Below are 14051 nucleotides of genomic sequence, written 5' to 3' on the forward strand. Positions count from 1 at the left end.
TAGGTTCTAGGTTCTAGGTTCTAGGTTCTAGGTTCTAGGTTCTAGGTTCTAGGTTCTAGGTTCTAGGTTCTAGCAAAACATAAAACGCGAAAAGGCAAAACAGCATCAGCTGTTTTGCCTTTTTCATTTAATGCTTATTCTCTTGCTGAATCGACTTGCTCTTGTACCAGCTTTAACAGTCTCAACCCAATTGGCCTTTACCGCCTTAGCTTTACCTTCTTGGCTTTACCTTCTTGGCTTTACCTTCTTGGCTTTACCTTCTTGGCTTTACCTTCTTGGCTTTACCTTCTTGGCTTTTCCTGCTTTCCTAGAACCGAGGATCTTTCTTAGCCTCTCCTAGAACCTGCTATTTTGTTTGAACAGACCAACCCAAAATGCCAATTCAGATAGCACGCCTAAAATAACGAAGCCTGTTACACCTTTTGCCATTCCCGCCACATAACACCCTATCGCTGCGCAAATTAACCCGGCTAAGATAGCGAGTCTCATCCATAAAACTATGATGTTCTCCTTTTCTACTTTCCCTAAATCTCAGCCTAACAAACTGTAGGCAACCGCTCATCTGTTTCAGATTAAACCTTATTCACTCTCGCGGTGTGTTACTCAGCGAAATCCCCACAGAAAAAGCCACGCTAAATAGCTTAGCGTGGCTTGCCGGGAGGGACTAAATAATGATGATGAGCTTATTGTTATTTATGGATTTTAGGTAACGCCTCAGCCCTCTGTGTATAGTCTGCATGACACTCACCACAAGAGTATTGTGCGGTAGACCATGGCATTTGGAACTTGCCATCTTCGGTGAACTGCTTCGCAGCGGGGTCAAGGTCAATAGTGAACAAGTGAGACTTCACATCACCAAATACTGTTGTGCCATCTTCACCTAAATGAGTGACGGCGCTCTTGGCAAGCTTTGGCATATGACAATCCGTACACTCAGCGGCTTTATGCGGCCCAGCAGCCCAAGTGTTTTCAGCAAACTCTTTATCATGACAAGTGGTACACTCTTTCACTGCACCAGTGTGTAAACCATCAGCGCTGTCTTGATTGACCGTTGATTTGTGAGAGTCATGACAAGTGCTACAAGTCATATCTTTCTTAGGACCAATCTCTTCGCCCGCTTTGTAAGTACCATGATCCTCAGGAACCACACCTAGCATTTCATCGCCAGTTTGGTGATGCTGCGCTAATCCACCTTTCGCAATAATACGGCCACCCACCTTGCTACCGTCAGGGAAGGCAACGTTATAAGCACTGACAAAAGTTGGATAATCTTTCTCACCATCACGAGTATGACACTCAGCACAAGTAACCGCTTTACCAAAAGCCATATCTTCAGCTAAGAAGTCTTCCGTAGTGCGGGCCATAACTATCTTAGTGATATTATCTTTTGATGGTGCAGCGATATGTTCACTACCCGCGCCATGACAAGATTCACACTGAATACCTTGCTCAGCAAATGTGCCGCCCATACCTGGTAGGTCATCTTGACGTTCTAGATTACGAACATCATCTCCTTCGGTAGTGCGTTTCCAACCAGTAGTATGACAATTACCACACTTGTATTGGTAGTTCATATCACCCGTTTTATAGTTACCCATCACATCGGGGTCATTAAGGTGGTTATCGGGGATATTAAGCTCACCCTCTGCGTTACGTATGTTGTACTGCACATTGGTACCAGTAACGATATAACCATCGGCATCTAACCAGCGCATCTTCCAATGGTAACCACCGACGACATAAGTAACATCGTCATAGCTTGTTGGTGCACCTAAGGCGTTGTTCGTTGTGCCGTCAGCATCAGGGCCTGCAAATTGAAGTAAGTTAATAGCTCCTGTAATCGACTCCTCAGGAGTATAGGGGAAAGCAGGTTGCTCACCGTTAGCAATTTTTTGGATCTTAAAATTATGACCTGTTTTACTAAAGGTCTCATATTTACCACTATGACATCCCGCACATGCCGCGCTGCCAACATAAGTTAGCGGCTCAGGCTCAGGTTGCGCCTCAACAGTCACAGTCACCACAGCAGATGCTTCATCAGTGCCGTCGGTTATTGTATAGTTAAACTTCACTTCGCCCGCTTCAGAGCCAGCCGTGAAGTCAACCTTACCGCCTTTTATCACGGCACTATCAGAGTCAACAGAAACAATAGTTAAGCTATCACCATCGGCATCGGTATCATTGGCAAGCACATCAATTGTAACAACCTCAGTTGCCAACACATTGGCAATATCGGCCACAGCGACAGGGGGAGTATTCTCAACGGGTAAGTTTTCATTATCGTTATCACTACCACAAGCAACCAACATGGTTATCATGCTCGCGAGTAATAGTTTTTTACATGGAATTGTTGTGTTCATAAGTTCATCCTCAACATTGCTATTCACATCGCCAACGTTGCAGGGAATGGCGATTGATATGCCTCTTTGGACATGTTTCAAGTATTGAAGAGTTACTACTAAAGAGATAGACAACTAGAGTTCACTGCTACCAAAGAGTTGTGAACTATAGTTATCAACTACCGACTAGAGCATTGTTTAATAAGATATTTTAACCATGAGAAATGTTGTGATTTGTTATCACAAATTGACCAGCATTGGTCAGAATGTAGATCTTGTTCTCATTTTGCGTAACAAGCCCAGCCTTCTTTAACTGGCGTAGGTGGAAATTAAACTTAGTATGGTCCTCAATTTCAACTAAGCGGCAAAGATCCATAAATTTAACCCCTTTATGGGCAGCTAACACTTTAAGTGCTTTACGCCGGTAAGGGTTTGCCAGCGCGCTGTAAACTAAATCTGGATCAAGATCGCTACGACTCTTAAATAGTTGCTTCTCGGCTAGACTTCGTCTTATCGTTACGATCAGCTCATGGCTTTTAAAGGGGTTAGTCATCACACTGTCTGCGCCCTTTTTCATGGCATCCACAGCGGTATCGACAGTCGCATAGGCTGTGATAATTATTACTGCGATTAAAGGCTGGTTTTGACGCAAATTAGAAATTGCTTCAACCCCTGTCATACCAGACATCAACAAGTCCATCAATGCAATATCGAAGTGCTGCCTATCACTCGCCTCAATCGCTGCTTCAGCACTCGTCACTGCTGTAACGGAAAACCCTTCTAACTCTAGAATTTCAACTATATTTTCGCTCAGTTCAATATCGTCTTCAGCCAGTAAAATTGCGGTCATGAATGGTGCCCCCGATAAAAAGTGAGTTCAACTCGTGTGCCTTGTTCTTTACTGCTCACAATATGCATTTTCCCATTATGTAGAGACACGATTTGCTCGCAAATCGCTAAACCTAAACCCGTACCTTGCCCTATTGCCTTGCTGGAGTAGAACAGTTCTGTTGCGCGAGACAGTTGCTCAGGAGTCATGCCGTTACCCGAATCTTCAACTGAAATATGGACCTTCTCATCATCTTGAGTGGCTTTTATAAGAATAGCGCTATGGGGATGAGAGGCGTCAATGGCATTGCAAAGCAAATTAATAAACAGCTCTTCGAGCTTAATTTTTTCTGCATATAAAATGATACTCGCACTGCATTCAAGCTCAATGTGATGCTGCTTAGTGCGGTGTGCCAGTAACTTTACGGCCGAATCGAGTACATTGTTAATGGCGATAAAACTACGCTTGCCCGAAGCAGGCCTCGCATAACTGAGTAACTCTTTACTAATTGAAGAGGCTCTTTCAATCCCTAGGCGGACGCGGCTTAAGTAATTGGCTTCAGACTCTGATCTTTGTGGGTGTTTTCGCTCCCAAAGATCGAGCGCTAATGTCGATGAGGCTAGCGGGTTATTAATTTCATGGGCAACCCCCATGGCCAACTGACCAATCGCCTTGTACTTATCAGCTTCAATAGCTCGCTTAAGTTTTGCTTCTGTGGCTTGCTCTTTTTCTACATCAAAGACTTTAAGCGCCTTAAACAGTGCAATTAAGATAAGACCACCGGCTAAGGTTCTTAACACAGGTACGCTATGATGATAATCCGTGGGCACCAAACCTGATAGCACTCCGTAGATCATTAACCCAACACCACAAAGAGCAAAGTACTGACCATAACCATGCTCATCTTGACGCAAACTGTTGCCATAAACCATCATACCAATACCCGCTAAAGCCGCAGAACCAAACCCGATCAAGCTACGCGTATAGCGGCTCGCTTCTTCAAACCCGGTTTTGTTCACTGAGAGGTGGTGCAAGTCAGGGATCACTAAATAACCGTAACTAAGCAACAAGGCGATAATCAGTCCATGTCCGATATAAGCAAGGCGTTTATTGCTAATGGTTAATATCAACCAAGCAAATACCATCAAGGCCGCGTAGGATAAAAATAGCTTTACCAAGCAGAGCCATTGTGTCAGTAGGCGATATTCAGGTGCGATATCATCGGAAAAAATGAGCACGTAAAGCTCTGACCATTCATGAAACGCATGGGAAAACCCAAAAACCGCTAGCGCCCATAATGTGGGGGCAATTTTTAGCTGACTATAACGAAAGTTACGAAACAGGACGGCGCAGCCCATCGAGAAAAAACGAGGCCGTAGAAAAGATAAATATTAAACGTGACAAAAACAGGCATGGGTACACCTTAGCACCTACCTATTAAGTATGATTTGATCTGCTTCTTGTTTCGTCAGGTTGTAAGTTGCGTGAGTTCAAAAAATAAAAAGCCACTTAAGTAAAAAACTTAAGTGGCTTCTTTGTTGCACCAGGATTTATCTTAAGACTTAACGCGCTCGACGTGTCCGCCCAATCCCTTAAATTTGTCTTCAATATGCTCGTAACCACGATCTAAGTGGTAAATACGATCGACGATAGTGGTTCCTTCAGCCACAAGGCCTGCAATCACTAAGCTTGCTGACGCACGTAGATCCGTTGCCATCACCTGAGCACCATTAAGCTTTTCAATACCATGAATAATACACGTATTGCCTTCAAGCTCCATCGTTGCGCCCATACGGCTTAACTCAGGAACATGCATAAAGCGATTTTCAAAAATCGTTTCGGTAATGGTTGACGTGCCTTCAGCGAGTGCGTTTAACACACAGAACTGCGCTTGCATATCAGTAGGGAAACCTGGGTACGCCACTGTTTTGATATTGACAGCTTTAGGGCGCTTGCCCTGCATATCTAACTCAATCCAGTCATCACCTGTGGTGATGTTTGCGCCTGCATCTTCAAGCTTTGCCAAAACCGCTTCAAGTGACTTAGGATCCGTTTTAGTACAACGGATTTTGCCACGGGTCACAGCCGCAGCAACCAGGAAACTACCGGTTTCAATGCGATCTGGCATGACTTTGTAATCACAGCCTTTTAGCGATTCAACACCTTGAATACGCACGGTATCGGTACCCGCACCTTCAATTTTAGCACCCATAGCAATCAAGCAGTTTGCCAGATCGACCACTTCAGGCTCACGGGCAGCGTTTTCGATAATGGTTTCACCATCGGCCAATGATGCTGCCATTAGCAAGTTTTCTGTCGCGCCAACGCTAATCATATCCATAAAGATATGCGCGCCTTTTAGGCGGCCATCAACACGAGCCTTAATGTAGCCCTCTTGCACTTCAATCTGTGCGCCCATCTGCTCAAGACCTTGCAAATGCAAGTTAACTGGGCGCGCACCGATGGCGCAGCCACCAGGCAAAGACACATCGGCAGTGCCGTATCGTGCAAGTAAAGGGCCCAAAATAAGAATCGATGCACGCATGGTTTTTACTAACTCATACGGCGCGCAAAACTCATTTAGATTGGTTGTTGAGATACACACTTTATCTGTGCCAGAGCGAGTCACTTCAGCACCTAAGCAGCGAAGCAATTCGCAGCTTGTGTTCACATCTCTTAGATTTGGTACGTTAGAAACATTGAAGTCTGTCTCGGCCAGCACGCCCGCCATTAAGATTGGCAAGGCAGCGTTTTTAGCACCTGAGATAACCACGTTTCCAGCAAGTGCACCACTTGCTTCTATTTTTAATTTATCCACTTTAACTCTCTAAATCCGCGATTACATATTAAAAACTTTTTCACGCTTCCATTGTGTTGGCGTGAATGCATTAATCGTAATAGCGTGTAACTCACCGCTAGTAATGCGGGCCATTAATGGGCCGTAAATTGTCTGTTGTTGTTTCACTCGTCCCATGCCGTCAAAGCACTCACCTACAGCAACAATCTTGTAGTGTGTCCCTTCTTGGGTCACTTTAACTTCCTCTAAAGAAAGCGCGTCTAAAAGGATGGTTTCAATTTCTTTGCATTCCATGGAACTATTCACCTTACTTAGCTTCTTCAATAAAGAAGTCGTTTAAATCGTATAATATAATAAATTTCTTAAGCTGCTCTGAAGGCGAGACTAACTTAAGGCTTGCACCTTTGGCGGCAAATATACTGACGAACTCAAGTAAAAATGCCACCCCGGCGCTGTCACAATACTCAATGCCAGAAAGCTGCAAAAATGCAGTCTCAGGCGCTAAAATACTATTGCGGCTATTCCATAGACTACGTACCGCATCTTGATCTAATCGACCCGATACTGCACAGTTAATCCCTTGCTGCTTAAAACTTGCCACTAACTCTGTTTCTCTTTGGCGTTTAAGTCAATGCGCTCAGCAGTGCGTTCTTTGAGCATGGTTATCACTGACTCAATACCTTGTTGGCGAACAAGGTTAGTAATCTCTGATTGCTTCGATGATAACAAGCTTACCCCTTCAGCAACTAAGTCAAACGCTTTCCATGTACCGTTTTTTAAGCGACGCGCTTTAAACTGCAACTTAATTGGAGGGCGGCCTTGTTCAACAACTTGCACATTAACACTGACAAACTTTTCATCGGCAAAATCTTCAGCTCTACCATATTCTACAGTTTGGTCGGTATATTCAGTAAACGCTTGCGCATAGGTTGAAACCAAATAGTCTCGAAATGCCTCAACAAAACGGTCACGTTGATCTTTGCTCGTCTCACGTAAATACTGGCCTAACACCTTATAAGATGCGTATTTATAGTCGATATACGGCATCAACTCTTCCGTCACAATCACTTTTAAATGATCCGGATCTGAGGCAATCAGCTTTTCATCTTGATGAAAACGCGCAAAGGTCTTATTTGCGACCTCTTCAACCATAGTAAAAGGATTGGTTTGGTCGATATCAGCACTTGCCACTGCGTCTGCAGCCTGCGCACCTAGACTACACACCGCCATCAAGACGAACATAATGCTGCGATAAATACTTTTAAACATATTCGTATACTCCAATAGCTTACCGAAGGTTAATCCTTTGAACCCATGCTATACAGCAACTGACCAATCAAGTCTTCTAATACTAGTGCTGAGTGGGTGTCCTCAATACTGTCGCCATCGGCTAACAATTCAATATCGTCGTCCATAAACCCTGGCGTTAGCCCTAAAAACTGCTCACCTAACAGGCCTGAGGTTAAAATAGATAAGGTGCTGGTTTCTGGAAAATACTGATAACGCTTATCCATGGCGATGCTGACTACTGGCACCAACTTCTCAGGGTCAAGATTGATTTCGCTCACACGACCAACCACCACGCCACCCACTTTAACGGGAGAGCGTACCTTAAGACCACCAATATTACTAAACTTGGCGTACAGCGTATAACTGCTATCGCCCGATTTGACCTCGACGTTGGCAACGTTAAACACCAATACTAAAAAGGCTGCCAACCCGGACAATAAAAATAGACCGACTAGAATCTCAATTTTCCTTGTCAACATAACTCATTTACCACTCTATTCAATAAATCTAAACAATAATTAACGACGTGGAAGCTTCCTGCGTCACCGTAAAAATTACTGGCCAAACATCATCGCTGTCAGCAAAAAGTCCAATGCTAAAACTGCTAGGCTCGATTGAACTACCGTCTGCGTCGTTGCACGGCTAATCCCTTCAGGATTAGGGATAACATGATAGCCACGATAAAGTGCAATCCATGTCACCACCACCGCAAATAAAAAGCTCTTGATAATGCAGTTAACAATGTCTTGTCGCCACTCAACTGACGCCTGCAATATCGACCAAAAACTACCACTATCAATGCCCTTCCACTCCACACCAACTATGTGGCCACCATAGATCCCTACAGCAGTAAACATCAAGGCTAGCAATGGCAAACTGATCACTCCCGCCCAAAAACGTGGTGCAATAATTTGCCTAAGCGGGTCGATAGCCATCATTTCTAGACTCGCCAACTGTTCGGTACTCTTCATTAGACCAAGCTCTGCCGTTAGCGCCGAACCTGCTCGGCCAGCAAACAGTAGCGCAGTCACTACCGGGCCTAACTCCCTTAATAAGCTCAAAGCCACCATCGGCCCAAGACTTTCTTCAGTGCCAAAGCCCACAAGAATATTATAGCCCTGCAGCGCGAGTACCATGCCGATAAACAGACCCGAAACCAAGATAATCACCATCGACTGCACGCCCACAACATACAACTGCTTTAGCAGTAATGGGGTGCCTTTTCGAAATCTTGGGCGATGTGCAATTGCGCCCCATAGCATTAAGCCGGCTTGTCCAAGCCCTACCACTAACTCAATTGCAGACTTACCTAATCGCGCAATTTGATCAATCAAGCTCACGGAGTAGTTCCTTCTTATAATCTTCTGCAGGATAGTGAAACGGCACCGGGCCGTCGGGTTCGCCGCCAATAAATTGCTTTAATTGCGGATTATCGGCCAAACGCAGCTCTTCTGGTGTACCGTGAGCAATAATGCGCTTGTCTGCCAACACATAGACGTAATCTGCAATGCCAAGCACTTCTACCACATCATGAGATACCACAACAGAAGTGAGATTGAGTGCATCTGACAGCTCACGAATAAGCTTAACCAGCACTCCCATAGAGATCGGATCTTGCCCCGCAAATGGCTCATCGTAAAGCACCATCTCAGGTTCTAATGCAATTGCGCGTGCTAATGCTGCTCGGCGCTGCATACCACCGGACAGCTCTGTCGGCATCATCTGCGCGGCGCCTCTAAGCCCTACGGCTTCGAGTTTCATCAATACGATTCGGCGAATAATCTCTTCTGGTAGACCTGAATGCTCTCTTAGTGCAAAAGCAACATTATCGAATACATTCATGTCGGTAAACAGCGCACCACTTTGAAACAGCATACTCATACGTTTACGCAGAGCAAACAGTTCACTGCGGCTGCACTTATGTACGTCTACGCCATCGAATTTTACTGTTCCGCTATCAGGGGTTAACTGCCCACCAATAAGCTTAAGTAGTGTGGTTTTTCCGATACCGCTTGGGCCCATGATCGCGGTAACTTTACCCTGAGGTATCGACAGGCTGACATCTTGAAAAATGACACGTTCGCCGCGGCTAAAGGTCATACCTTGAGTTTCAACCAATGTTTTGGGGATTTCAGTCATGCAAGCACCCTGCATCTAATAATGGAAACTTCCGTTTTCCGTACCGGAAAGGGAGAAATTGTACGTAATTGACTAAAGAGGCACAACCAAATCAAGACTATCTCACCTCAATACTTTCATTTTTCTTCAATTACAGCGAAAATACGCGGCTATACCCCAAAATACTAAGAATCGATGTTATTTAATATTTTTATGTTAGTCGCAGGCTTAGGCGCCCTTGTTTGGAGTGCCGATAAGTTTGTTTACGGTGCAGCAGCCTTTGCTCGTAACCTTGGTTTACCGCCAATGCTTATTGGTTTAACGATTGTCGCTATGGGGAGTTCGGCTCCTGAAATGTTCGTTGCGGCGACCGCATCACTCGAAGGCATGACTGATACCGCAATTGGTAACGTACTAGGTTCTAACATCGCTAACATCACTTTAATTTTGGGGATCACCGCTTTGCTCGGCGCAATTTCGGTGAGCTCACAGACACTCAAACGTGAAATCCCAATGATGCTAGTCGCTACAGTGATTGTAGGTTACTTTCTTTACGATGGTTTTTTAACCCGTATCGAAGGCATTAGCTTATTAGTGCTATTTATCGCTTTAATGGGTTACCTAATCTGGCATGGCTTAAATAGTAAAGACAAAGATGCATTAGCCGTTGAAGCAGAAAGCGAAGTGCCTGCGGATGTGCCAACACGTAAGGCTATTTTATGGCTTGTGGTTGGTATGGTATTGTTACCATTATCAGCTGACTGGATGGTGCAAGGTGCCGTTGGCATAGCAAAAGCCTACCATCTATCTGATTTAGTAATCGGATTAACCATTATTGCCGTCGGCACAAGCCTGCCTGAACTCGCCGCTTGTGTGGCAGGCGTCTTAAAAAAGGAAGATGACCTTGCGATCGGTAACATAGTTGGTTCAAACTTATTCAATATTCTAGCGGTACTTGCTATACCTGGCATTATAGCGCCTGGCGCTGTTGATGCAGCGGCGAGTACCCGTGATTTTTATATGGTGCTTGCAACAAGCAGCGCACTTGCAATACTGATCTTATTATCTGGACGCGCCAGACAGCTAAAACCATGGCATGGCGTAGTATTACTTATTACATTTATCGCATACCAGGCATTACTCTTCCTATCTTAGCAATGGGTGCGATACGTTAAGCAGCAATTTAAAGAGAGACCAAGAAATGGTAGATGCAAATCAACTACGCCAATGGGGTACTAAGGTCATCGATATCGAGAAACAAGCACTCGATAATCTGTATCAGTACATTGACTCTTCAGAATTTGCCCAAGCTTGCCAATTAATATTGCAATGCACAGGTAAAGTTATCGTGATGGGCATGGGCAAATCAGGACACATTGGCAACAAGATTTCAGCCACACTAGCCAGCACAGGTACACCTGCATTTTTTGTGCACCCCGGTGAAGCTAGCCATGGCGACTTAGGCGTATTGAGTGAGAACGATATCGTACTTGCGATTTCAAATTCAGGTGAGTCGAGTGAGATCTTAACCTTAATGCCAGTCATTAAGCGCATGGGGCTGCCAATGATCTCTGTCACGGGTAAGCCAGATTCTAATATGGCGAAGCTGGCGCAACTGCACCTTTGCATTGAAGTACCAGAAGAAGCTTGCCCACTTGGGCTTGCACCAACGTCGAGCACCACAGCAACATTAGTCATGGGCGATGCCCTAGCGGTTGCGTTATTGCAAGCGCGCGGCTTTACTCAAGATGACTTTGCACTGTCTCACCCCGGCGGTAGCCTAGGGCGAAAATTGCTACTTAAAGTCAGTGATGTCATGCATAAGGGCTGTGAGTTACCAAGTGTGCAAAATGATATCTGTATTACTGAGGCGCTGTACGAGATCTCTAAAAAAGGCTTAGGCATGACAGCGGTTGTTGATGCCAGCAACACCTTAGTCGGTATTTTCACCGATGGTGACCTACGCCGGGTTATCGACGCTGAAGTCAATTTACGCACTACTCCTATCGCAGAGGTGATGACTAAAGGCTGCGTCACCATTACCGATAACGTGCTTGCAGCAGAAGCATTAAAAGTCATGGATACTAAGAGTATTAATGGTTTAATCGTGATTAACGACAAACAACAGCCTGTTGGCGCATTAAACATGCTAGATATGGTCAAAGCAGGAGTAATTTAATATGTCCAAGCAAGGTTTATACGGCCCTATTAGCGATGTAGTCTGGCAAGCAGCCAGCAAGATAAAACTACTCATTTGCGATGTTGATGGCGTGTTTTCCGACGGCCTAGTCTATATGAGCAACAGCGGTGAAGAACTTAAAACATTCCATACTCGTGATGGATATGGCGTACGCTCAGTATTATCTAGTGGCATCCAAGTGGCGATTATCACCGGTCGTAAATCACAAATCGTTGAAGACAGGTTTACCGCTCTAGGCGTTACCCACATCTACCAAGGTGTCGATAACAAGTTAGCCCCCTATAATGAACTGCTATCACTTTATAATGTTAGCCCTGAAGAGGTCGCTTATATTGGTGATGACATGGTGGACTTGCCCGTTATGCAGCAGGTTGGTCTTTCCGTTTGTGTGGCCGATGGTCACCCATATGTAAAACAACATGCAAAAATGACCACCCATATTAAAGGCGGCCACGGCGCCCTACGCGAACTCACTGATTTACTACTATTAAGCCAAGACAAGTTTGACTCAGCTCATGGGATGAGTATATGAACCGCGTCACCCTTGCGATAATCGCACTTTTTGGCACTGCACTTTTGCTCTATTGGCAAGTTCAGTCTAAAAAAAGCGAGCAGGAGCTGAATATCGATACAAGTCAGCGACCCGACTATATTATCGATGATCTACGTAGCATCGAATATAACGAGTTAGGCTTCATCAATAGCGAAGTAACAGCGAAACACATGGAACACTTTGATAGCGTCAATATGACCTATTTTACTGAGCCTGTTTATCTCATTTACCCTGATGATGGCCTAGCCGAATGGCGACTTAAAAGTGATAAAGGCAGCCTGAATAAAGTCACTGGCAAGGTAACGCTAGAAAACAATGTTATTATCGACTCGATTAGCCCAGAAGAGCCGATACAGACGTTAAGCACCAGCTATTTAGATCTTGATTTGAATACTATGATCATGACGTCAGATGAAATTATCCACGTCACTGGCAACGAATTCGTCATTCAAGGTGTAGGCTTATATGCCGACCTGAATGCCCAGAGCGTAAAACTAATCAGCCAAGTAGAAGGTATCTACGAAGCTCAGTAACGCCAACATATTGAACAATTTTACACTCATACTAGCTAAAGAAAACGCTTTAGCTGAGTAGAAGGACGCTATGAAATACAATCAATCTATCCTTGCAGGCCTATTTTGTCTGCTCAGTTTCAGCTCTGTTGCTAAAGTTGATGACCTGATGCAAGAGGTGAAAATTGCGGCCGCTAGCCAAGAAGCTGATATCAAGAATAATCAGGTTATCTTTTTTGGGCCTGTCGAAGTCACTCAGGGCACAATCAAGATGAATGCCGATAAGCTACGGGTTTTCTCAAAAGAAGATAAGAGCGGTAAAACGCTTGTGGCGACTGGTAACCCAGCCACTTACACCCAAATAATGGATGATGGACGCCCGGCAACGGCTAGCGCAAAAGAGATCCGCTACGAACTTGCTACGCGCACACTCACCTTAGTCGGCGAAGCCACCCTAGCGCAAGACGGTAGCCAGGTCACAGGTAACCGCATTAAATACAACATCAGTTTGCAACAGCTTATTGCAGAAAGTACTGGCAAGGGCGATGACAGAGTTATCACCATTATTCAGCCTGAAACCTATCAGGAAGAGAAACCAGAATCGCCAGCGAAAAAGCAGGAACAGCAATGAACCAAATCACCTTAAAAGCGGTCAATCTTGCTAAGAGCTATAAAAATCGTGCCGTCGTACAAGATGTTAGCTTAACCGTAAAGACAGGTCAGATTGTTGGTTTGCTTGGCCCAAACGGTGCAGGTAAAACAACGACATTCTACATGGTGGTTGGCCTAGTACAGAGTGATAAGGGTAAGATCTTTATTGATGATGACGATCTTACGCTCGATCCTATGCATTTACGCGCCCGTAAAGGTATCGGTTACCTACCTCAGGAAGCCAGTATTTTTAGAAAGCTGTCAGTACGTGACAACATCATGGCCGTCTTACAGACTCGTCATGACATCAATAACGAGCAACGTGAAGAACAACTTGAGCATCTACTCGAAGAGTTTCATATCACTCACATTCGTGACAGCCAAGGTATGGCATTGTCTGGAGGCGAACGCCGCCGGGTAGAAATTGCTCGGGCACTCGCAGCTAATCCAAAGTTTATCTTGTTAGATGAGCCGTTCGCGGGTGTTGACCCCATTTCAGTTATCGATATTAAAAAAATTATTGAACAACTTAAGAGTCGCGGTCTGGGCGTACTGATCACCGATCATAATGTTCGCGAAACTTTGGACGTTTGTGAGCGTGCTTACATAGTAAGCCACGGAAATCTGATTGCTGAAGGTACACCTGCCGAAATCTTGGACAACCAACAGGTTCGAGCGGTGTACTTAGGTGAACAATTCAGGCTATAGTTAATTCACAGTATGGAAGCTGAAAAACTCAATATGGAATTATTTCCAAAAAAA

At 44.8% G+C, this 14051-nt stretch carries 16 protein-coding genes; 6 read left to right on the top strand and 10 right to left on the bottom strand.

Going from position 1 to position 14051, the window contains the following annotated elements; all coding sequences use genetic code 11:
• Window positions 1-689: 689 nt before the first annotated feature.
• From ACVBIK_RS06740 to ACVBIK_RS06785, 10 genes are all read right to left on the bottom strand, one after another.
• A complete protein-coding gene (locus ACVBIK_RS06740) occupies window positions 690-2360 on the bottom strand; it encodes an Ig-like domain-containing protein (protein WP_447169342.1) in 1671 nt (556 codons plus the stop codon).
• A 190-nt stretch (window positions 2361-2550) separates the two neighbouring features.
• Window positions 2551-3189 (bottom strand): response regulator, encoded by a 639-nt coding sequence (locus ACVBIK_RS06745; RefSeq protein WP_447169343.1) that lies wholly within the window; start codon window positions 3187-3189, stop codon window positions 2551-2553.
• The gene (locus ACVBIK_RS06750; RefSeq protein ID WP_447169344.1) at window positions 3186-4406 is read right to left on the bottom strand and encodes a sensor histidine kinase; all 1221 of its coding nucleotides are present in this window, start codon (window positions 4404-4406) and stop codon (window positions 3186-3188) included. Before ACVBIK_RS06750 ends, ACVBIK_RS06745 begins: the two co-directional genes overlap by 4 nt.
• A gap of 317 nt (window positions 4407-4723) precedes the next feature.
• Window positions 4724-5986, bottom strand: coding sequence for a UDP-N-acetylglucosamine 1-carboxyvinyltransferase (murA, locus tag ACVBIK_RS06755; RefSeq protein ID WP_447169345.1), 1263 nt, complete (start codon window positions 5984-5986; stop codon window positions 4724-4726).
• A gap of 21 nt (window positions 5987-6007) precedes the next feature.
• Window positions 6008-6259: a BolA family protein gene (locus ACVBIK_RS06760; protein ID WP_447159627.1), complete on the bottom strand. Its 252-nt coding sequence runs from the start codon at window positions 6257-6259 to the stop codon at window positions 6008-6010.
• A gap of 13 nt (window positions 6260-6272) precedes the next feature.
• A complete protein-coding gene (locus ACVBIK_RS06765; protein ID WP_447159628.1) occupies window positions 6273-6566 on the bottom strand; it encodes an STAS domain-containing protein in 294 nt (97 codons plus the stop codon).
• Complete coding sequence (locus tag ACVBIK_RS06770) at window positions 6566-7234, bottom strand: MlaC/ttg2D family ABC transporter substrate-binding protein (protein WP_447159629.1); 669 nt, start codon at window positions 7232-7234, stop codon at window positions 6566-6568. Before ACVBIK_RS06770 ends, ACVBIK_RS06765 begins: the two co-directional genes overlap by 1 nt.
• A 29-nt stretch (window positions 7235-7263) precedes the next feature.
• Window positions 7264-7734 (bottom strand): outer membrane lipid asymmetry maintenance protein MlaD, encoded by a 471-nt coding sequence (gene mlaD, locus ACVBIK_RS06775; RefSeq protein WP_447159630.1) that lies wholly within the window; start codon window positions 7732-7734, stop codon window positions 7264-7266.
• 75 nt (window positions 7735-7809) lie between these two features.
• A complete protein-coding gene (gene mlaE, locus ACVBIK_RS06780) occupies window positions 7810-8595 on the bottom strand; it encodes a lipid asymmetry maintenance ABC transporter permease subunit MlaE (RefSeq protein ID WP_447159631.1) in 786 nt (261 codons plus the stop codon).
• Window positions 8582-9394 (bottom strand): ATP-binding cassette domain-containing protein, encoded by an 813-nt coding sequence (locus ACVBIK_RS06785; RefSeq protein WP_447159632.1) that lies wholly within the window; start codon window positions 9392-9394, stop codon window positions 8582-8584. Before ACVBIK_RS06785 ends, mlaE begins: the two co-directional genes overlap by 14 nt.
• 174 nt (window positions 9395-9568) lie before the next feature.
• Between ACVBIK_RS06785 and ACVBIK_RS06790 the strand changes: the two genes are divergently transcribed.
• From ACVBIK_RS06790 to lptB, 6 genes are all read left to right on the top strand, one after another.
• A complete protein-coding gene (locus ACVBIK_RS06790; RefSeq protein ID WP_447169346.1) occupies window positions 9569-10528 on the top strand; it encodes a calcium/sodium antiporter in 960 nt (319 codons plus the stop codon).
• 46 nt (window positions 10529-10574) lie between these two features.
• Window positions 10575-11552: a KpsF/GutQ family sugar-phosphate isomerase gene (locus tag ACVBIK_RS06795; protein ID WP_447159634.1), complete on the top strand. Its 978-nt coding sequence runs from the start codon at window positions 10575-10577 to the stop codon at window positions 11550-11552.
• Between the two features lies 1 nt (window position 11553).
• A complete protein-coding gene (kdsC, locus tag ACVBIK_RS06800) occupies window positions 11554-12105 on the top strand; it encodes a 3-deoxy-manno-octulosonate-8-phosphatase KdsC (RefSeq protein ID WP_447159635.1) in 552 nt (183 codons plus the stop codon).
• Window positions 12102-12659 (top strand): LPS export ABC transporter periplasmic protein LptC, encoded by a 558-nt coding sequence (gene lptC, locus ACVBIK_RS06805; protein ID WP_447159636.1) that lies wholly within the window; start codon window positions 12102-12104, stop codon window positions 12657-12659. Before kdsC ends, lptC begins: the two co-directional genes overlap by 4 nt.
• Window positions 12660-12729: 70 nt before the next feature.
• The gene (gene lptA, locus ACVBIK_RS06810; protein WP_447159637.1) at window positions 12730-13269 is read left to right on the top strand and encodes a lipopolysaccharide transport periplasmic protein LptA; all 540 of its coding nucleotides are present in this window, start codon (window positions 12730-12732) and stop codon (window positions 13267-13269) included.
• Window positions 13266-13997, top strand: a complete 732-nt coding sequence (lptB, locus tag ACVBIK_RS06815) for an LPS export ABC transporter ATP-binding protein (protein ID WP_447159638.1) — start codon at window positions 13266-13268, stop codon at window positions 13995-13997. The genes lptA and lptB overlap by 4 nt, the downstream gene beginning before the upstream one ends.
• Window positions 13998-14051: the final 54 nt, after the last annotated feature.

The sequence above is a fragment of the Shewanella sp. 125m-1 genome, from assembly GCF_052977065.1.

Coding starts and splice junctions, on each gene's coding strand:
- ACVBIK_RS06745 (WP_447169343.1), bottom strand. CDS start 3,189: ATGACCGCAATTTTACTGGCTGAAGACGATATTGAACTGAGCGAAAAT.
- ACVBIK_RS06740 (WP_447169342.1), bottom strand. CDS start 2,360: ATGAACACAACAATTCCATGTAAAAAACTATTACTCGCGAGCATGATA.
- ACVBIK_RS06785 (WP_447159632.1), bottom strand. CDS start 9,394: ATGACTGAAATCCCCAAAACATTGGTTGAAACTCAAGGTATGACCTTT.
- ACVBIK_RS06770 (WP_447159629.1), bottom strand. CDS start 7,234: ATGTTTAAAAGTATTTATCGCAGCATTATGTTCGTCTTGATGGCGGTG.
- lptA (WP_447159637.1), top strand. CDS start 12,730: ATGAAATACAATCAATCTATCCTTGCAGGCCTATTTTGTCTGCTCAGT.
- kdsC (WP_447159635.1), top strand. CDS start 11,554: ATGTCCAAGCAAGGTTTATACGGCCCTATTAGCGATGTAGTCTGGCAA.
- mlaD (WP_447159630.1), bottom strand. CDS start 7,734: ATGTTGACAAGGAAAATTGAGATTCTAGTCGGTCTATTTTTATTGTCC.
- ACVBIK_RS06790 (WP_447169346.1), top strand. CDS start 9,569: ATGTTATTTAATATTTTTATGTTAGTCGCAGGCTTAGGCGCCCTTGTT.
- lptB (WP_447159638.1), top strand. CDS start 13,266: ATGAACCAAATCACCTTAAAAGCGGTCAATCTTGCTAAGAGCTATAAA.
- ACVBIK_RS06795 (WP_447159634.1), top strand. CDS start 10,575: ATGGTAGATGCAAATCAACTACGCCAATGGGGTACTAAGGTCATCGAT.
- ACVBIK_RS06760 (WP_447159627.1), bottom strand. CDS start 6,259: ATGGAATGCAAAGAAATTGAAACCATCCTTTTAGACGCGCTTTCTTTA.
- lptC (WP_447159636.1), top strand. CDS start 12,102: ATGAACCGCGTCACCCTTGCGATAATCGCACTTTTTGGCACTGCACTT.